Source organism: Achromobacter sp. Root565 (genome assembly GCF_001427425.1).
Taxonomy (GTDB): Bacteria; Pseudomonadota; Gammaproteobacteria; order Burkholderiales; family Burkholderiaceae_B; genus Achromobacter; species Achromobacter spanius_D.
The window spans coordinates 46,275-63,423 of record NZ_LMGO01000007.1 but is presented as its reverse complement, the minus strand read 5'-3'; the positions used below and the strand labels follow the sequence as shown (position 1 = coordinate 63,423).

17 protein-coding genes and 1 tRNA gene are annotated in these 17,149 nt (G+C 63.1%); 11 read left to right on the top strand and 7 right to left on the bottom strand.

Features of this window, described 5'->3' with window-relative positions; translation table 11 throughout:
- Positions 1-54: 54 nt before the first annotated feature.
- Complete coding sequence (locus ASD71_RS24560; RefSeq protein WP_056570728.1) at positions 55-861, top strand: GNAT family N-acetyltransferase; 807 nt, start codon at positions 55-57, stop codon at positions 859-861.
- 159 nt (positions 862-1,020) lie between these two features.
- Here ASD71_RS24560 and ppx read toward each other — a convergent pair whose 3' ends face one another.
- On the bottom strand, positions 1,021-2,508 hold the full coding sequence (ppx, locus tag ASD71_RS24555) for an exopolyphosphatase (RefSeq protein WP_056570725.1): 1,488 nt from the start codon (positions 2,506-2,508) through the stop codon (positions 1,021-1,023).
- A gap of 219 nt (positions 2,509-2,727) precedes the next feature.
- Between ppx and ppk1 the strand changes: the two genes are divergently transcribed.
- From ppk1 to ASD71_RS24525, 6 genes are all read left to right on the top strand, one after another.
- Complete coding sequence (ppk1, locus tag ASD71_RS24550; protein ID WP_056570722.1) at positions 2,728-4,803, top strand: polyphosphate kinase 1; 2,076 nt, start codon at positions 2,728-2,730, stop codon at positions 4,801-4,803.
- A gap of 228 nt (positions 4,804-5,031) precedes the next feature.
- Positions 5,032-6,072: a phosphate ABC transporter substrate-binding protein PstS gene (pstS, locus tag ASD71_RS24545; RefSeq protein ID WP_056570720.1), complete on the top strand. Its 1,041-nt coding sequence runs from the start codon at positions 5,032-5,034 to the stop codon at positions 6,070-6,072.
- Positions 6,073-6,172: 100 nt separating this feature from the next.
- Entirely contained in the window at positions 6,173-7,189 is a 1,017-nt protein-coding gene (gene pstC, locus ASD71_RS24540) for a phosphate ABC transporter permease subunit PstC (RefSeq protein WP_056570719.1), read from the top strand.
- A gap of 24 nt (positions 7,190-7,213) precedes the next feature.
- Entirely contained in the window at positions 7,214-8,068 is an 855-nt protein-coding gene (gene pstA / locus ASD71_RS24535) for a phosphate ABC transporter permease PstA (RefSeq protein ID WP_082579045.1), read from the top strand.
- Between the two features lie 49 nt (positions 8,069-8,117).
- Positions 8,118-8,894 carry a phosphate ABC transporter ATP-binding protein PstB gene (gene pstB, locus ASD71_RS24530; protein ID WP_056570717.1) on the top strand — a complete coding sequence of 259 codons (777 nt, stop codon included), beginning with the start codon at positions 8,118-8,120 and terminating at the stop codon, positions 8,892-8,894.
- 149 nt (positions 8,895-9,043) lie between these two features.
- Positions 9,044-9,120, top strand: a tRNA-Pro gene (locus ASD71_RS24525).
- 186 nt (positions 9,121-9,306) lie between these two features.
- On the opposite strand, the gene ASD71_RS24520 is transcribed toward ASD71_RS24525, so the two are convergent.
- Positions 9,307-10,287: a tripartite tricarboxylate transporter substrate binding protein gene (locus ASD71_RS24520; protein ID WP_056570714.1), complete on the bottom strand. Its 981-nt coding sequence runs from the start codon at positions 10,285-10,287 to the stop codon at positions 9,307-9,309.
- Between the two features lie 32 nt (positions 10,288-10,319).
- On the bottom strand, positions 10,320-11,270 hold the full coding sequence (locus ASD71_RS24515) for an esterase (RefSeq protein ID WP_056570712.1): 951 nt from the start codon (positions 11,268-11,270) through the stop codon (positions 10,320-10,322).
- A gap of 83 nt (positions 11,271-11,353) precedes the next feature.
- Here ASD71_RS24515 and ASD71_RS24510 point away from each other — a divergent pair, with 83 nt between their 5' ends.
- Both ASD71_RS24510 and ASD71_RS24505 read left to right on the top strand, forming a co-directional pair.
- Complete coding sequence (locus ASD71_RS24510) at positions 11,354-12,247, top strand: LysR family transcriptional regulator (protein WP_056570710.1); 894 nt, start codon at positions 11,354-11,356, stop codon at positions 12,245-12,247.
- A 141-nt stretch (positions 12,248-12,388) separates the two neighbouring features.
- Entirely contained in the window at positions 12,389-12,853 is a 465-nt protein-coding gene (locus ASD71_RS24505) for a hypothetical protein (RefSeq protein ID WP_156395296.1), read from the top strand.
- Between the two features lie 89 nt (positions 12,854-12,942).
- Here the strand turns inward: ASD71_RS24505 and ASD71_RS24500 are convergent, their stop codons facing one another.
- Positions 12,943-13,209, bottom strand: a complete 267-nt coding sequence (locus ASD71_RS24500; protein ID WP_056570708.1) for a hypothetical protein — start codon at positions 13,207-13,209, stop codon at positions 12,943-12,945.
- Positions 13,210-13,367: 158 nt separating this feature from the next.
- Between ASD71_RS24500 and ASD71_RS24495 the strand changes: the two genes are divergently transcribed.
- Positions 13,368-14,450: a flavodoxin family protein gene (locus ASD71_RS24495; RefSeq protein WP_056570706.1), complete on the top strand. Its 1,083-nt coding sequence runs from the start codon at positions 13,368-13,370 to the stop codon at positions 14,448-14,450.
- An 8-nt stretch (positions 14,451-14,458) separates the two neighbouring features.
- Here the strand turns inward: ASD71_RS24495 and ASD71_RS24490 are convergent, their stop codons facing one another.
- The gene (locus tag ASD71_RS24490; RefSeq protein WP_082579044.1) at positions 14,459-15,370 is read right to left on the bottom strand and encodes a DNA/RNA non-specific endonuclease; all 912 of its coding nucleotides are present in this window, start codon (positions 15,368-15,370) and stop codon (positions 14,459-14,461) included.
- Positions 15,371-15,572: 202 nt separating this feature from the next.
- Here ASD71_RS24490 and ASD71_RS24485 point away from each other — a divergent pair, with 202 nt between their 5' ends.
- Positions 15,573-15,902 carry a hypothetical protein gene (locus ASD71_RS24485; RefSeq protein WP_056570704.1) on the top strand — a complete coding sequence of 110 codons (330 nt, stop codon included), beginning with the start codon at positions 15,573-15,575 and terminating at the stop codon, positions 15,900-15,902.
- Between the two features lie 93 nt (positions 15,903-15,995).
- Here the strand turns inward: ASD71_RS24485 and ASD71_RS24480 are convergent, their stop codons facing one another.
- Together ASD71_RS24480 and ASD71_RS24475 are read right to left on the bottom strand one after the other, a co-directional pair.
- On the bottom strand, positions 15,996-16,337 hold the full coding sequence (locus tag ASD71_RS24480) for a hypothetical protein (RefSeq protein ID WP_056570702.1): 342 nt from the start codon (positions 16,335-16,337) through the stop codon (positions 15,996-15,998).
- An 81-nt stretch (positions 16,338-16,418) separates the two neighbouring features.
- On the bottom strand, positions 16,419-17,021 hold the full coding sequence (locus tag ASD71_RS24475; RefSeq protein WP_056570700.1) for a LysE/ArgO family amino acid transporter: 603 nt from the start codon (positions 17,019-17,021) through the stop codon (positions 16,419-16,421).
- Positions 17,022-17,149: the final 128 nt, after the last annotated feature.

Sequence of the window (17,149 nt, the reverse complement as noted above, 5' to 3'; positions counted from 1 at the left end):
GTCATTGACACAGAGGGTGTCCACACTGGCTGGACTCTCTAGGAGCTTCGCGCAATGCTGGAATTAGCACGCATCAACCCGAGCCGCAGTACCGCCGAACCCTGGGCGGGCGCTTCCCCGAAGGTCCTGGCGGTCGGCCTCGCGCGCACCGCCGAAGAAATTGAGCAGATTCAGCGTCTGCGCTATGACGTCTTCACTGAAGACATGGGTGCCGTCTTCCCCGACGCGCAAGATGGCATCGAGCAGGATCGCTTCGATCCATTCTGTGAGCACCTGATGGTCCGCGAACTCGACACGGACCGAGTCGTCGGCACGTATCGGATCCTGACCCCCGAAAAGGCTCGGGAAGCCGGCGGCTACTACTCGCAATCGGAATTTGACCTGTCGGGCCTGGGCGCCATCCGCGACGAAGTCGTCGAGGTCGGCCGCTCCTGCACCCATGCCGACTACCGCGGCGGCGCGGTCATCATGCTGCTGTGGTCCGGCCTGGCCGAATACCTGCGCCGCGGCGGTTACGAATACGTGCTCGGCTGCGCCAGCGTGAGCCTGCGTGATGATGGCGTCACCGCCGCTGAAGTCTGGCGCACGGTTGCCAAGCAGATGCCCCAGGGCAACGAGCCGCGAGTCACGCCGCTGCACCGCTACCCGGTCGAAAAACTCAACAGCACGCTGCCGGCGCGCGTGCCGCCGCTGATCAAGGGCTACCTGAAGCTGGGCGCCAAGGTGTGCGGCGAGCCAGCATGGGATCCGGATTTCAATGCTGCCGACTTCCCGGTCCTCTTGAAGATGGAGCGCATGGACGAGCGCTACCGTCGCCATTTCGGGCTGGATCAGCCGGCCATCGTCGCCACCCAGCGCTAGACGCCATCCATCATGCGCCGCCTGTTCCGCCGAATGACAATCAGACTGATACGGCGGGCAACCCGGCCGCTGCGCATGGAGCTCAGGCGGCTCGATCGCGAAACCGATCTGTCGCCATTCTGATCAGCCGGGGCGGCCGTGCCGCCCCGTGCGCTGTTTTCAGAACTCCAGCAGTTCGAACGAAAACCCGACCTTGTTCCACTCGGCTTCTTCCGCACGCAGCGTGAAGTCGCTGAGCGGGTGTTCGGCCAGCCATTCGCGGTTGACGCGCACCACGATGGAATTGTCGCGGACCGAGACGGTCAGCGGCAGGGGCTCGATCTCGCCGCGGCGGCGGAACAACAGCACCGCCAGGCGCAGCGCCAGGATCGCCTTCCATTGCGGACGCGTGCGCACCAGCGGTTCCACCTTGGCCAGCTTGCCCTGGTGTCCCAGCACCAGCAAGGCCAGCAGTTGCTGGTCCGCGCGCGAAAAGCCGGGCATGTCGGCGTTTTCCAGCACGTAGGCTGAGTGCTTGTGGTACGCGTTGTGGGCAATCGACAGACCCACTTCGTGCAGATCGGCCGCCCAGCCCAGCGCGGGCCGAAGCTCGGCGCGCTCCTGGCCTTCGGGGAACAAGGCGTCGAACAGGCTGAGGGCGGCGTGGCGCACGCGGCGTGCCTGATTCACGTCCACGTGATAGCGCTTGACGAACTGACGGACCGATTCGTCACGCTTGTCGTGCTCGTCGTCGCGGCCCAGCAGGTCGTACAGCACGCCAAGGCGCAGCGCACCGTCGCCGGTGTGCATGACGTCGATGCCCAGCTCGTCGAACAGCGCGCTCATGATGGCCAGCCCGCCGGGCAGCACGTCGGCGCGTTCGATCTTGATGCCGGGAAGCTCGGACGGAATGACGCGACCCGAGCGGATGAGACGGTCCTTCAGCTTGGTCAGACCCGAGCGCGTGATGCCGCGGTCGGAATAGCCGCCTTCGGTCAGGATGGCGAAAAGCGCCTTGGCGGTGCCGGAGGAGCCATAGGCTTCCTTCCAGCCCATCTTGCGGTACTGCTTGGCGATGACTTCGATTTCGCGGCGGGCGGCCAGCTCGGCCTGTTTCATCTGGTGCGCATCCACCACGCCGTCCGAGAAGAACTGGCGGCTGTAGCTGACGCAGCCCATGTACAGCGAGGACATCAGGCCCGGTTCGTGGCCCTTGCCGATGATGACTTCGGTGGAACCGCCGCCGATGTCGATGACCAGGCGCTTGTTGGGCGAGGGGGGCAGGGTGTGCGCCACGCCCGTGAAGATCAGCCGGGCCTCTTCACGGCCGGCGATGACTTCGATGGGAAAGCCCAATGCGGCTTCGGCCCGGGGCAGGAAATCTTTCGTGTTGCGGGCGACACGGAACGTATTGGTGGCAACCGCACGGACGCGATTGGGGTGGAAACTGCGCAGGCGTTCGCCGAAGCGTTCCAGGACGGCAATGGCGCGGTCGATGGCGTCGTCGCCAAGGCGTTTTTCGGCGTCCAGGCCGGCGGCGAGCCGGACGGTTTCCTTGAGGCGGTCGATCTGGTAGATCTGGGGCGTACCGTCCTGCTGAACGATGCGTCCGATGGAGAGGCGAAAGCTGTTGGACCCGAGGTCCACCGCGGCCAGAAGTTGATCCATGCGGCTCGTAATATTGGCTGTGAGGTGGACCGATTATAAGGACCCCATGTGACAACGCCGCCGGATACGGGTTTTTGCTTACGGAACAGGGGCTTGGAAGCCATTGTCCGGTGCGCCATATGTCCCGCATTTGACGTACCCTTAGCGATTGGGCGCTGTCATAGAACCGTCACCTGTTTGCAGTAAAACTTCACGCTCTCTTTTCGTATGGAATCCGGTATGCCCACACGTCCGCCAGGCGAGCCTCTGCTCATGAATCGCGAATTGTCGCTGCTCAAGTTCAACGAACGTGTGCTGGCGATGGCGGAGAACCCCAAGACACCGCTGCTGGAAAGGCTGCGCTATGTGTGCATCGTCAGTTCCAACCTGGACGAGTTCTTCGAGATCCGGATCTCCAGTCTGAAAGAGCAGCAGCGCCAGTCGCCCAACCTGGTCGGCCCGGATGGCATGACGCCGGACGAGGCATTCGAATGCGTCCAGCAGGCGGTGCACGCACTGGTGTACCGCCAGTACAACCTGCTCAACGACGAGATCCTGCCGGCCATGCACAAGGAGGGCATCGCGCTGCATCACGCTTCCGAATGGAATGCGGAGCAGCAGGAATGGGCGCGCGACGTCTTCCACCGTGACGTGATGCCGCTGTTGACGCCCATTGGGCTGGACCCGGCGCATCCGTTTCCGCGGGTCTACAACAAGAGCCTGAACTTCATCGTGTCGCTGGCCGGCGCCGACGCCTTTGGCCGTCAGGCGTCCATCGCCATCGTCCAGGCGCCCCGCGCCTTGCCGCGTCTGATCAAGATGCCGCAGGAGCTGTCGGGGCAGCCCGAGGGCTACATCCTCCTCACCTCGCTCCTTCGCGCCTTCGTGGGCGAGCTGTTCCCGGGCCTGGAGATGCTGGGCTGCTATCAGTGGCGGGTGACCCGCAACAGCGACCTCTTCGTCGACGAAGAAGAAGTCACCAACCTGCGCCACGCCCTGCAGGGCGAGCTGTCGCAACGCAACTTCGGCGCGGCCGTCCGGCTTGAGATCGACAAGCTGACCCCCGTCGAACTGGAAACCTTCCTGCAGCGCGAGTTTTCGCTCAAGGCCGACGACACCTACCGCGTTCCCGGCCCGGTGAACCTGTCGCGCCTCATGCAGTTGTGCAACTCCGCGGCGCGCCCGGACCTGCTGTTTCCTGACTACCGTGCGCCCGTGCCCGCACCGTTTGACCGCGTCGGCGACAAGCCCGCGGAACTCTTCGAGGCGGTGGCCGAGTGCGACCGCCTCCTGCACCATCCCTACCAGTCGTTCCAGCCGGTCATCGACTTCCTGACCGCGGCTGCGCTGGATCCCGACGTGATGGCCATCAAGCAGACCATCTATCGCACCGGCGAGGACTCCGAGCTGATGAAGATCCTGCTGCTGGCGGCGCGCGCCGGCAAGGAGGTGACGGTGGTGGTGGAATTGATGGCGCGCTTTGACGAGCAGACCAATATCAACTGGGCCTCCAAGCTGGAAGAGGTGGGGGCACACGTCGTGTACGGCGTGGTGGCGCACAAGACGCACGCCAAGATGGCGGTCGTGCTGCGCCGCGAAAAGGGCCGTCTGCGCCGCTATGCCCACTTGGGCACCGGCAACTATCATCCGCGCACGGCGCGCCTGTATACGGACTTCGGGTTGCTGACCGCCGATCCCAAATTGTGCGAGGACATGGACAAGGTGTTCGCGCAGCTGACGGGCCTGGGCGCGCGCCGCACGCTCAAGTCGCTGATGCAATCGCCGTTCACGCTGCACGAGGGCATGGTGTCCCTGATTCGCGCCGAGGCACGCGCCGCCAAGGCGGGCAAGCGCTCGCGCATCATGGCCAAGATGAATTCGCTCTTGGAAGAGCAGATCATCGCCGAGCTCTACAAGGCCAGCCAGGCGGGCGTGAAGATCGATCTGATCGTGCGGGGCGTCTGCGCCTTGCGCGCCGGCGTGCCGGGGCTGTCTGAAAACATCCGCGTGCGTTCCATCGTGGGCCGCTTCCTGGAGCATTCCCGCGTCTTCTATTTCTACGCAGACGGCGAAGAGACGGTGTACCTGTCGTCCGCCGACTGGATGGACCGCAACTTCTTTCGCCGCGTCGAGATCGCCTTCCCGATCTATGACAAGACGCTCAAGAAGCGCGTCATCGACGAAGCCTTCACCTATGCGCTGCGCGACAACCAGCTTGCCTGGCAGCAACAGCCCAGCGGCGACTATGCGCGCGTCAAGAGCCGCCGCGAGCCCTATAACGTGCATCAGTTCCTGATGCAGAAGCTGGGCGTGTGAACGATCACTGTTGAAATGGGGGTTCGTCCCCCAAATTCTGATTCTGTCCCACGGCCGCCCGGCAACCGCCCGGCGGCCGTCGTTTTTATGCCGCATCGAGCATCTGCATGAACAGTTTGTGACTGTCATGGTCTTGTCACGTTACCTACCTAAGATGCGAAGGTCGCTGAAAGACAGGCAGCTAAAAAGCCTGCCAAGACTCCTTTAACGAGCACAGAAGGAACCCAGATGTTCAAACGTGTCTTCAAGCAAGTTTCCGTGGGCGTCGCGCTGAGCGCCGCTGTTTTTGCCGTCCAGGCCGCCAACGTCACCGGCGCCGGTGCATCGTTCCCGTACCCGATCTACGCCAAGTGGGCGTCCGATTACAAGGCTGCGACCAACAACGCGGTCAACTACCAGTCGATCGGTTCGGGCGGCGGTCAGCAGCAGATCATTGCAAAGACGGTCGACTTCGGCGCCTCGGATGACCCGATGAAGGCTGCCGACCTGGAAAAGCACGGCTTGCTGCAGTTCCCCGCCGTGATCGGCGGCACTGTCGCCGTCGTTAACGTCGACGGCGTCGAGCCGGGCAAGCTGAAGCTGTCGGGCAAGCTCCTGGCCGACATCTTCCTGGGCAAGGTCAAGAAGTGGGACGACGCCGCCATCAAGGCGCTGAACCCCGACGTCAAGCTGCCCTCGGCCGACATCATCGTCGTGCACCGTTCGGACGGCTCGGGCACCACCTTCGGCTGGACGAACTACCTGTCCAAGGTGTCGCCGGAGTGGAAGTCGCAAGTCGGTGAAGGCAAGGCCGTCAAGTGGCCCACCGGTCAAGGCGGCAAGGGCAACGAAGGCGTCGCCGCCTACGTTGGCCAGCTGAAGAACTCGATCGGCTACGTCGAATACGCCTACGCCAAGCAGAACAAGCTGGCCTGGACGCAACTGCAGAACAAGGACGGCAAGTTCGTCCAGCCCGAGCAAAAGGCTTTCGCTGCCGCTGCCGCCAACGCCGACTGGAAGAGCGCGCCGGGCATGGGCGTGGTCCTGACCGACGAGCCGGGCGCCGATTCGTGGCCCGTCACCGCCGCCACCTTCATCCTGATCCACAAGTCGCAAGACAAGCCGGTTCAGGGCAAGGCTGTGCTGGACTTCTTCGACTGGGCCTTCAAGAACGGCGCCAAGTCGGCTGAAGCCATGGACTACGTGCCGCTGCCGGAAGCCGTGACCAAGGAAATCCGCGCCGCCTGGGGCGAAGTGAAGTCCGCTGACGGCCAGGCTGTCTGGAAGTAAATCAGTACCGTGCGGCCCCGACGCCTGAAGGCGGGCGGGGCCGCCGCTTGTAAATTGACCTCTCTGCTGTTCCCCCAGGTTACCTAAGGAAAGTCCATCCATGAGCGCGGTAATGGATAATAGTGTGCCGCTTCCGCCCAGCGTGGCGGATTCCGTGACTACCGGCACGCCTTCGCCTATGAAGCAAACAAAAAACGCGCTGATGGATGCGCTGTTCAAGAATCTGACCCGCCTGTTCGCCTTCCTGGTGTTCATTCTTCTGGCGGCGATTCTCATCTCCCTCATCTACGGCAGCCGCGAATCGCTGGCCAAGTATGGCCTGTCGTTCCTCTGGCTCAATGACTGGGACCCGGTCAATTCCAACTACGGCGCCGTCGTGCCGATCATCGGTACGTTGCTGACCTCCGCGATCGCGCTGATCATCGCCGTGCCGGTCTCCTTCGGCATCGCCATCTTCCTGACCGAACTGTCGCCCACCTGGCTGCGCCGCCCGCTGGGCACCGCCATCGAAATGCTGGCGGCCATCCCGTCCATCATCTACGGCATGTGGGGCCTGTTCGTCTTCGTGCCGGTGTTCCAGCAGTACGTGCAGCCCTTCATGATCGCGACGCTGGGCAGTGTGCCCATCATCGGCGGCCTGTTCGCAGGCCCGCCATTTGGCATCGGCATCTTCACCGCCGGCCTGATCCTCTCCATCATGATCATCCCGTTCATCGCGGCCGTGATGCGCGACGTGTTCGAGCTGGTCCCCGCGATGCTCAAGGAATCGGCCTACGGTCTGGGCAGCACGACCTGGGAAGTGATGTGGCGCGTGGTGCTGCCCTTCACCAAGTCGGGCGTCATCGGCGGCATCATGCTCGGCCTGGGCCGTGCCCTGGGCGAGACGATGGCGGTGACCTTCGTCATCGGCAATGCGTTCAAGTGGTCCGGTTCCCTGTTCTCGCCCGGCAACTCCATCGCCTCGGCGCTCGCCAACGAATTCAACGAGGCGGGCGGCATCCAGAAGGCGGCGTTGCTGGAATTGGGCCTGATCCTGTTCCTGATCACGACCATCGTGCTGGCCCTGGCCAAGACGCTGCTGGTCCGCCTGTCTGCCGGCGAAGGCAAGAAGACCTGACGCCCGGAGCACAAGGAAAAAATCATGGCTGAATCCGTACTCAACATGCAGAACGGCATCTATCGCCGGCGCCGCGTGGTCAATCGCATCATGCTCGCGGTGTCGATGACGACGCTGGTCTTCGGCCTGTTCTGGCTGTTCTGGATCATTCTCACGTTGCTGATGAAGGGCGCGCCCGCGCTGTCGTACACGCTCTTCACCGAAATCACGCCGCCGCCGGGCCAGGCGGGCGGCTTGCTCAACGCCATTCTCGGCAGCGTGATGATGGCGGGCGTCGGCACGCTGATCGGCACGCCGGTCGGCATCCTGGCCGGCACCTATCTGGCTGAATACGGCCAGCGCGGCTGGCTGGCGCCGGCAACGCGTTTCCTGAACGACGTGCTGCTGTCGGCCCCGTCCATCATCATCGGCCTGTTCATCTATGCCGTGTATGTGGCGCAGGTCGGGCATTACTCGGGTTGGGCCGGCGCCATCGCGCTGTCCATCCTGGTGATTCCCGTCGTGGTCCGCACCACCGACAACATGCTGCTGCTGGTGCCCAACAGCCTGCGCGAGGCGACCGCCGCGCTGGGCTGCCCGAAGTGGCGCATGATCACGCTGGTCTGCTATCGCGCCGCCAAATCCGGCATCATCACCGGCGTGCTGCTTGCGATCGCCCGCATCTCTGGCGAAACCGCGCCGCTGCTGTTCACCGCGCTGTCGAATCAGTTCATGTCGCTGAACATGAACGGCCCGATGGCCAACCTGCCGGTCGTCATCTACCAATACGCCGCCAGCCCCTTCAAGGACTGGAACAACCTGGCCTGGGCCGGCGCCACGCTGATCACGCTGCTGGTGTTGGGCATCAACATCATCGCCCGCAACCTGTTCCGCAAGTAAAGATCGCTTTGCCGGCGCGCTGGCCGCGCCGACAGCCAAGGGAAACCCAATGGAAAACACCGCTACCGCAGTCAAGAACAAGCTCGAGGTCAAGGACCTGAACTTCTACTACGGCAAGTTCCACGCGATTCGCAACGTGAACATGTCGATCCAGGAGAAGAAGGTCACCGCCTTCATCGGCCCGTCGGGCTGCGGCAAATCGACGCTGCTGCGCACGTTCAACCGCATGTTCGAGCTGTATCCCGGCCAGCGCGCCGAGGGCGAAATCCTGCTGGACGGCGAAAACCTGCTGACGGCCAAGACCGACATCTCGCTGATCCGCGCCAAGATCGGCATGGTCTTCCAGAAGCCCACGCCGTTCCCCATGAGCATCTACGACAACATCGCCTTCGGCGTGCGTCTGTTCGAACGCCTGTCCAAGGGCGAGATGGACGAGCGCGTGGAATGGGCGCTGAGCAAGGCTGCGCTGTGGAACGAAGTGAAAGACAAGCTGCACCAGAGCGGCAACAGCCTGTCCGGCGGCCAGCAACAGCGTCTGTGCATCGCCCGCGGCGTGGCGATCAAGCCGGAAGTGCTGCTTCTGGACGAGCCGTGCTCGGCGCTGGATCCCATCTCCACCGCCAAGATCGAAGAGCTGATCGCTGAACTGAAGAACGACTACACCGTCGTGATCGTGACGCACAACATGCAGCAGGCCGCGCGTTGCTCGGATTACACGGCGTATATGTACCTGGGCGAGCTCATGGAATTTGGTCAGACCGACCAGATCTTCGTGAAGCCTTCGCGTAAGGAAACCGAGGACTACATCACGGGCCGTTTTGGCTGAACGTGGCGGGTTTTGTGGTGCAGGAAGCGGCGTGCCTTTGTGGCGCGCCGTTTTTCATTACATGGGATGCAGGGCGGGCATTTTGTTACGTCGCCGAATGGGTGAACCTCGGCCGCGTGGGGTCGCTTTCTGGTATAGTTGCCACCCTTCGGGGCGTAGCGCAGCCTGGTAGCGCATCTGCTTTGGGAGCAGAGGGTCGTGAGTTCGAATCCCACCGCCCCGACCAATATTCATGCGGGTCTTCGGACTTCCGCAGAGCAAGCAAAGACGACCGGTGTCCCAGAATAGGGACCTGCATGCAGATGGCCCCAAACTCACAGAGGTTGGGGCCATTTTGTTGGTTCGTCCGAATCGCGATCAGCCTTTGGGCATTTGAGCTTAGTCGTGTACGCGCGTACTCCGTCCCCTCATCCTACTGACGCGGGATCTTCGCTTCTTCGATCAGCTTTTGCCATTGCGCATCGCTGCTCGCCACGAACTGCCCAAACGCAGATGGCGAGGTGGGCGGGCTGACCTTCACGCCCAATTCCTTGAACCGTGCCTGGATCTCCGGCTTGGCCATGACACGGCTGAACGCCGCGTTCAAGGTCTGGACAATGGGTTCCGGCGTATTCGAAGGCGCAAAAATGCCGGTCCAGAAGAAATAGTCCATCCCGTTGAGTTCCGGTGTTTCACCCGCCGACGCCAAGTCCGGGTTGCCGATGTCGCGGTCGCGGCTCATGACGCCCACGCCCGTCACACGGCCGCTTTTGATCAGTTCAAGCAGGGCAGGCAACCCGGACACTGCGATATCCACGTTCCCGCCGATGACATCGGTCGCGATTTTCGAGGCGCTTGCATAGGGAATGAAGGTGATGTCCGTGCCGGTGGTGAGCTTGAAGCTCTCCATGGCGATTGCGGGCAGCGAGCCGACGCCCGTGGCGCCATAGGTCAGCTTGCCCGGGTTGGCCTTGGCGCGCGCAATCAGGTCGCCGAACGATTTCACACCCAGGTTCGGGTTTGCCACCACGCCGACGCCGCTCGTGCCCAGCGGCGCGACGGCGGCCAGGTCGCGGTAGGTGTATTTGGCCGACGATTGCAGAATAGGCGCGATCACGACATCGGACACGATGCCCATCAGCACCGTGTACCCGTCGGGCTTCGCGTTGATGGCGCGAGTTACGCCGATGATGCCCCCAGCTCCCGCGACGTTCTCGATGACGACGGTCTGGCCCAGCTCGCGGCCCAGCTCGGGGGCGATGATGCGAGCGAACGTGTCCACCGAGCCTGCCGGCGCGTATCCCACGATGAGCTTGATGGGATGGGCGGGGTAGGCCTGCGCATGCGCCGCGCTCGCACCTCCCAACACAAGGGCTCCCAGCAGTGCCGCGCTGGAAAGAGTTCGAATGTTCATGGTTGTCTCCTGTTGTTTTCGTTCGTGGTTCTTCAGCTCTGCAGCCACTTCAGGACGCGTTGGAACACCTCGTCGCTATTGCGGTCCATCATCGGCAGGTGCGAATTGCCCGCGACGCCGGTGACGGGCAGGTCCAGCACCGAAACGTCGGCGCACCCCTGTATGGAATCCAGATAGCGCTCGGCTTGTTGGCGGTAGCCGACCCAGTGCGAGCCCGACGCTTCGATGAAGTCGCCCCATACAACAAGATGCGGCGGCAGCGCTTCAATCGGCGCCGCTTTCGGCATACCGCCTGGCTCCACGCCTACCACCCGGCGCACCGCGTGTGGACGGCGGCGCGCAATTTCGGCGGCAAAGCCCGCGCCCTGGCTGTGGGCGACGATATGGCAATGCCCCACCCGGTCAATCAACGCTTCGTATGCCGCCAGGATCATGGACTCGTGGCCCGGCCAGCGCGGCACCCATTGATTGGCGAACGCGTCAAACGCCTCGGTGGGAAACTGTTGCCCTGCATAGGCCTCTCGCCGCGGCGGGTCCGGGTGGTAGACGGGGCCGATGCGAAACGTCGTCCAGGCCTCTCGCTTGGTGCGGAAGACGGGCGCTTCGCGATACACCTGCGGGAAGCGTGCCCATGACGAACGGCCCCTTTCCACGGCATCGCTGACCAGCACGTCGTAACCGGCGTCCAGGAATTTCCATAGCCAGCCGTTGCGGCCATCGGGGGTCGTTTCCCATGTGCAGCCGGTCATGCCCCCGCCATGCCATAGCAGCACCGGATCCGGATGCCGGGGCTGTGCCAGGCGGTACTCCTGGACATACATCTGTCCGTAGACCTGCTCGCCGTTCGGGTCGACCTCGCGCGGCGATCCGTTCAGGACCATGCTGCGATACTCGACGGGCAGGCCTTCAAGCACGGCGGTCGCGCCGCCCACGAAGAAGCTGCTCATCGATTTCAGGAAAATGCCATTGCCTTGTGGATTCATGATGGCTCGTCGAAGTGATGCCCGCATGCTCAGGCCGCGCGTATAGTTACGTCTATCGAAAAAATTTCAACGATTATTGATCTATGCGAATCAATTACGATCTGGAAGATATCCGCGCGTTCTGCTGCGTGGCGCGCATGGGGCAATACACATCGGCTGCCGCGCTGCTGTGCGTCACGACTTCGGCCTTGAGCCGGCGCATCGCGAAGCTGGAGTCGGAAATTGGCGGACGCTTGTTCGAACGTACGACGCGCAGTGTGGTGCTGACGTCGATGGGCCGTGCGCTTTACGAGCGCGTGCTGCCCATCGTCACCCAGATGGATGCCAGCTTGACCGAGGCAGCCCGCCGCGCGCGGGGGCACGAAGGCACGCTGATGGTGAGCACGGTGGCCTCGGTAGGCTATTCGGTGCTGCCGAATGTGCTGCCCGAGTTTTATGCACGGCATCCGCAGGTGTATCTTTCCATCCGCGACGGCAACGCCACCGTCACGACTGGCCTGGTCGAAGAGCGCGAGGTGGAATTCGGCATCACCACGCCGGTGTCATTCGGCCCCACCCTGGAGGCCGAGCGCGTCGCCACCTACGGTTTCAACCTGGTGTACGCAGAGCGTTCTGCCCTGGCGCCACGCAGCCGCAAGCTATCGTGGAAAAAGTTGCCTGGCCTGCCGGTAGTGGGACTGAATCCAGTCAGTTCCACCCGTTTGCAGATCGACAGCGTCCTAAACGCTCGCGGACTGGAATTGCCCTGGACCATCGAGGTGGATCAGTTGGCCACCATGATCGGGCTGGTGCAGTCGGGCAATTTCGTGACCATCATGCCGGCGTTGTTTGAAGCGCATGGTTATGGCCTGAAGTCGATTCCGGTGCTGGATCCCGACATCGCGCGGGATGTGTACATCGTGCGCCGGCGTGACAGCACGCCGACTCCCCAAGGCCTGTATCTGATGGAACTCGTACGCGCCTACCTTGCGCGTTGAAACACGCCTATCGGGTTTGGCGGTTGACACATCACGTTACTTCGCTCGCTGTTGACCATGACTCCTGCGTGTTAGATATAGCGCCGGGAGGTTGCGTTCGGCGTGTCGCCGGACGCATTTCCCTTTTTTGAGGAGCTGACCATGAATACTGTTCACAAGATGAATGCTGTTCAAGTGCCCCTGAAAAGAGTTTCCGCGAGCCTTTGCCTGGCGGCTCTGACATGGGCCACGGGCGCGGCGTACGCGGCCGACACCAGCGCTACGTCGCAAGCGCAGCATCAGCAGGATGTCGCGACCTGCAAGAGCGGCGCTTCCGGCCAACCGCTGGAGACGTGCTTGCGCGAAGCGGCCGCGGCGCGGCAAGAGCGTGATCGTCAGAACCTGAGTGCGGAGAGCCCCGAGCAGCTCAGGCAGAACGAGCTGGCGCGCTGCAACCGTCTGCCGGAAGCTCAACGTCAAACCTGCGTGTCCAAGATGACCTCGCCCACGAATGTGCAGGGCAGCGTGCAGGGCGGCGGGGTATTGCGCAAGAAAGAGATCCAGGTGCCTGCCACCCCGGCGAACCCGGCTACGCCGGCCAGCAGTGCGCCGGCTCCGGCCCGCTGAACGGGCCGTTATGTAACGCGCAATGACGGCGATTCGCAGCCACGCGGTAAATGCTCGCGTGGCTGCTCTCGTCCGTTGCGCGGTACTGCCTAGAACCGCTGGTCTTTGTCGAACGGCACCTCGGAATCGCTCGGACGTTCGAACGTCGGCGCTTCACCGTTCAAGTCGGCAACATGAATCTGCGCGAGTCGGGTCGCCTCGGCAATAGCGCCATGGGCGGAATGAAAATGTTCGTCGATGGCAATGCGTTCGGACGGCACGCCGGCTATCGGTGAGATCAGTGTGTAGCCGATGCGCCATTCATCGCCGTCTTGCTCCGGCTTCGTGATCTGAAAGTCCCACTTGGCTGTTTGCATGATTCCTCCAGTCGGTCGGTTCATCCTACTGCACTCGATGCGCCCCTTGAAAGGTGTGACGCTTCCGTGCGGTCATCACCCTGGTGCAAGCCATGACAGCAAGCAGGCAGGCATAAGAGTTGCTGCTTGGCTACGCGCATCTTTGCAGAGTCACCGCTATGGCCAAACCGAAGCTCGACGTCCGATCCGGACAATATGCCGGCAAGCTGCCCCGCGACACATTCCGTCTGCGTTTCATGCGCCGCTTCTACGACCCGGGATTCAAGGCAGAGGCCGAAGCACTGGAGCGGCTCGAATCCATCGCCTGGGATGCCTATGCGAACGGACGCAAGGCGCCCGACACCGTCAAAGCGGGATCAGGTTATGCCGATCCCGATTACGACCTGTCGGTGGAATGGAAGGAAGCCCATGATCGTCTGACGCGCGCGGCGTTGGTGCAGCGCGACCCGGATACGCGCTCGCGCGTCCTGGTGATCAACGGCGCGGCGCGCAATGACGGGACCTGTCCAGGCGAGGTCGCGAAGACGTGGCGGCTGTCTGAAATCGTGCGCGATGAACTGGAGTCGGCCGGTGTGCAGGCGGACATGCTGGACCTCAGCCGGTTGACGTCGGAATACCAATACCTTATCCATCCCTGCAAAGGCTGCGTATCCACGGCGATGCCGCTCTGCCATTGGCCCTGCAGCTGTTATCCCAACCATTCGCTCGCGCAGGACAACGATGCGATGAACGACCTCTACGAGCAGTGGGTATCGGCGCACGGCGTGATCCTGCTGGCGCCCACGTATTGGTATCAGTCGCCCAGCGTGCTGAAGCTGATGATCGACCGGCTGGTCTGCGCGGATGGGGGCAACCCCGATCCGACGACGACCTCGGGCAAGGACGCGATGAAGGCCAAGCAGATCGAGATGGACGGGTGGCCGTTTCCGAAGCACCTGGCGGGCCGCGCTTATGGCGTCATGGTCCATGGCGACGTGGCGGGGATCGAGGGGCAGCGGCGCGCGCTGTGCGATTGGCTGGAATGGATGGGGCTGGTGGATGCGGGGGCGTCGTCGAAGCTGGATCGCTACATTGGCTACTACAAGCCTTATGCCACGAGTCACGCGGATCTGGATGAGGACACGGCGGTGCAGGAAGAGGTGCGCAATGTGGCGAAGGCGATGGTCATGTGCCTGCCGCGCCTGCGGGCGGGGGAGTGGCCCGCCGTGGAGCAGGGGTTGCCGTCGCCGCGGCCGAAATAGCCGAACGATCAATTCCCCGTTGTCGGCAGCAACTGCATCCCCGTGCGGCGCGCAAACTCTTCATAGCTGATCGGCGCGCCTGCCTTTGTGCTCGCGCTGTTCGCCTGCCAATGCACCCACGAGCGCCCCGTGGATGCATCAAACACGACCTTGAACAGGTGGCTGGGCACGGCAACGCCGGACCCGATCTCCTTGGGCTTGTCGCCATAAAACGGCCCGGTGAACACATACACGTCGCCCGACGCGCGCATCACGTATTTGCGCGTGTCCTGCTCGATCTGGCTCCACGGGCCGCCGTTGTGGCGCTGGTCCTGCGGCACCATGTTGGCCAGTGAAAAGCTTTGCGCCATGGCCTCATGGGTGGACATGTCACCCGCGGGCGCCATGTGGCCGCGCGAATAGCCCGAACCCTTGTAGTCCGCCAGTTCGGCGCGTTCGGCGCGAGGCACGCGCGCCTCGGCGTAGAACTTGTCGGCCCGCTCCATGCCCTGTGCCTGCGTCAGGATCTTGCGGTTCAGGCGCTCGGCCACGAATACGGGCGTCTTGGTCTGGCCGTTGTGCAGGATGGCGAAGTTTGAAAAGCACAACTCGCGCAACGCCTGGCTGGCGGGCACGACGGGCGGGCGTTGCTGCGGGAAGAATTGCGGGCAGTCGGAAAAGCGCGTGTGCGCCATGCCGCCGGCGGGCGCGGCTGCGGGCGCAAACTTTTCCTGGGTTGGCCAGCCGACGCGCGCAAGAATGTCGTCGACGGAGAAGTGCGCGCGCCACTGGGGGTTCAGCGCATAGGTGGCTGCGCCGAACGCGGCCAGCGACGTCAGCGTGAACGTACGCAGGAATCGGTAGATACGGCCGGGGCTGGCGGCCCGGCTTTTGCTGGCCGGGGCTTTCTTTCTGGGTGCTGATTTCTTCGCGCGGGTCATGCTGCCTGTTTGTTGCGGGCCGGCGCCACTTCGCGCTCGGCAACTGGCGGCATTGTAGATGACCGCAACATCACAGGCGCTGGGCCGGTAACGCCGGCGCTGTCCACCGCCCGAGCGGCGGCGGGCAGAGTATTCTTATGCTCGTTCGAAATTCAAAAACACGACAGCCGCACCTGCCGGCTGACAGGACTGGGGAAGTTCAATGAGATCGTCCGTGCTTTTCGTGGCCGCCCTTGTGACGGGCTGCGCTGCTCCCGCGCCGGGAGACATGATCACGCAGTCGAAGGTGCAAGCCATCAAGATCAACGTCACGACGTTTGATGAAATGGTCCGCGACTTTGGCCCGCCCCGCACGCGGGACATCAACAAGCAGGGTCTGCGGACGGCGTCGTGGTTCTATTTCAACAACAGCGAGTTCGGCGCCATGCAGGATCAGCGCACCCTGACGGTGACCTACAACAAGGACGGCACGGTCAAGGAATACCTGAACGCGTCCGCGGGCGAAAGGGACGGCGCGCAAAAGGCGCGATAGCGCGTTCGTCGCGAAGGCGCGCGGCTCCGGTCACGATACTTGGCGATTGGCAGCGCACCATCTCGGAAAGCGGCACGCGGCACGAACACTGAATCACTGCTGCGGCGCCGCCTTCAACGCATTCGCCCGAATCTGCTCCGATCGCTGACGCTGTTCGTTCCGAATCGGGATGCAGTCCACCACCAGCACCTCTTCGCCGGTCCGCAGGTCGATGACCTTGGTGGCGCGGTACAGGTTGCTGGGCGGGCCGCGGTCCAGGCAGGCGCGCTTGGCGCCCGAGCTTGCCCGGAACAGCTCGGGCACACCTTCGTAATGCGGGTTCGGCACGCTCCATTTGCCGCTCATGTCCTGGGTCCGCACCACATACTGGCCAAAGGCCGGACCGCTGCACAGCAGGATGGCCAACGCGCAGGCGGCGCCAATGGCGGTTCTCATGGCGGACGATCCTTTAAGGACGACGGGTAGGGCAGCGTAGCAGCGCGCCGCCGCCTTCGCCGTCCGCCATATGGATGAGGATTACCTCACCAGCTGTACGCCGATCACGATCATCAGGATACCGACACAGGCATCCAGCACACGCCACGCGGCGGCATTGGCGAAGACGGGCCGAAGCAGGCGCGCGCCGTATCCCAACGCGAAGAAAAAGCAGAACGACGCGCAGATTGCCCCTGCGGCAAAGGCCAGCTTGCGGCCTTCGTACTGGCTGGATATGGAGCCCAGCAGGACGACGGTGTCCAGATAGACATGCGGGTTCAACCACGTGAGCGCAAGGCAAGTCGCCAGCGCGGCGTACGGGCTATTCGCCTGACGGGACGAGGGCGACAGATGGCCGTGCTGCGTGCGAAACGCCGAATGCAGGCTGCGCACCACGTACACGAAGAGAAATAGCGCGCCGCCATAACGCATGGCCGGTTCCAGCCAAGGCAGCAGGCCGACCGCCATGCCAAAGCCCGCCACGCCCGCCGCGATCAAGATGGCGTCGGACAGCGCGCAGGCCAGGCAGATCACGAAGACGTGTTCCTTGCGCAAGCCCTGTCGCAGCACAAAGGCGTTCTGCGCGCCGATTGCGACGATGAGGCTGAGGCCAAGGAGAAATCCGGGGATGAAAGCGGTGGTCATGCTGCAACGTCTGGCAAGGCACAAGGGGCGCTCAGACTAGCGCTAGCCGCGTGATTAGAAAAACTAAATATCCTAATCTTTGATTAGTACAGCTAATTGAACGAGCCTGCCCGCATCTCGTCCATGCG

What these genes read in the sequence shown, in the direction of transcription:
- ASD71_RS24560 (WP_056570728.1), top strand. Translation starts at nt 55, where the DNA reads ATGCTGGAATTAGCACGCATCAACCCGAGCCGCAGTACCGCCGAACCC.
- ppx (WP_056570725.1), bottom strand. Translation starts at nt 2,508, where the DNA reads ATGGATCAACTTCTGGCCGCGGTGGACCTCGGGTCCAACAGCTTTCGC.
- ppk1 (WP_056570722.1), top strand. Translation starts at nt 2,728, where the DNA reads ATGCCCACACGTCCGCCAGGCGAGCCTCTGCTCATGAATCGCGAATTG.
- pstS (WP_056570720.1), top strand. Translation starts at nt 5,032, where the DNA reads ATGTTCAAACGTGTCTTCAAGCAAGTTTCCGTGGGCGTCGCGCTGAGC.
- pstC (WP_056570719.1), top strand. Translation starts at nt 6,173, where the DNA reads ATGAGCGCGGTAATGGATAATAGTGTGCCGCTTCCGCCCAGCGTGGCG.
- pstA (WP_082579045.1), top strand. Translation starts at nt 7,214, where the DNA reads ATGGCTGAATCCGTACTCAACATGCAGAACGGCATCTATCGCCGGCGC.
- pstB (WP_056570717.1), top strand. Translation starts at nt 8,118, where the DNA reads ATGGAAAACACCGCTACCGCAGTCAAGAACAAGCTCGAGGTCAAGGAC.
- ASD71_RS24520 (WP_056570714.1), bottom strand. Translation starts at nt 10,287, where the DNA reads ATGAACATTCGAACTCTTTCCAGCGCGGCACTGCTGGGAGCCCTTGTG.
- ASD71_RS24515 (WP_056570712.1), bottom strand. Translation starts at nt 11,270, where the DNA reads ATGAATCCACAAGGCAATGGCATTTTCCTGAAATCGATGAGCAGCTTC.
- ASD71_RS24510 (WP_056570710.1), top strand. Translation starts at nt 11,354, where the DNA reads ATGCGAATCAATTACGATCTGGAAGATATCCGCGCGTTCTGCTGCGTG.
- ASD71_RS24505 (WP_156395296.1), top strand. Translation starts at nt 12,389, where the DNA reads ATGAATACTGTTCACAAGATGAATGCTGTTCAAGTGCCCCTGAAAAGA.
- ASD71_RS24500 (WP_056570708.1), bottom strand. Translation starts at nt 13,209, where the DNA reads ATGCAAACAGCCAAGTGGGACTTTCAGATCACGAAGCCGGAGCAAGAC.
- ASD71_RS24495 (WP_056570706.1), top strand. Translation starts at nt 13,368, where the DNA reads ATGGCCAAACCGAAGCTCGACGTCCGATCCGGACAATATGCCGGCAAG.
- ASD71_RS24490 (WP_082579044.1), bottom strand. Translation starts at nt 15,370, where the DNA reads ATGACCCGCGCGAAGAAATCAGCACCCAGAAAGAAAGCCCCGGCCAGC.
- ASD71_RS24485 (WP_056570704.1), top strand. Translation starts at nt 15,573, where the DNA reads ATGAGATCGTCCGTGCTTTTCGTGGCCGCCCTTGTGACGGGCTGCGCT.
- ASD71_RS24480 (WP_056570702.1), bottom strand. Translation starts at nt 16,337, where the DNA reads ATGAGAACCGCCATTGGCGCCGCCTGCGCGTTGGCCATCCTGCTGTGC.
- ASD71_RS24475 (WP_056570700.1), bottom strand. Translation starts at nt 17,021, where the DNA reads ATGACCACCGCTTTCATCCCCGGATTTCTCCTTGGCCTCAGCCTCATC.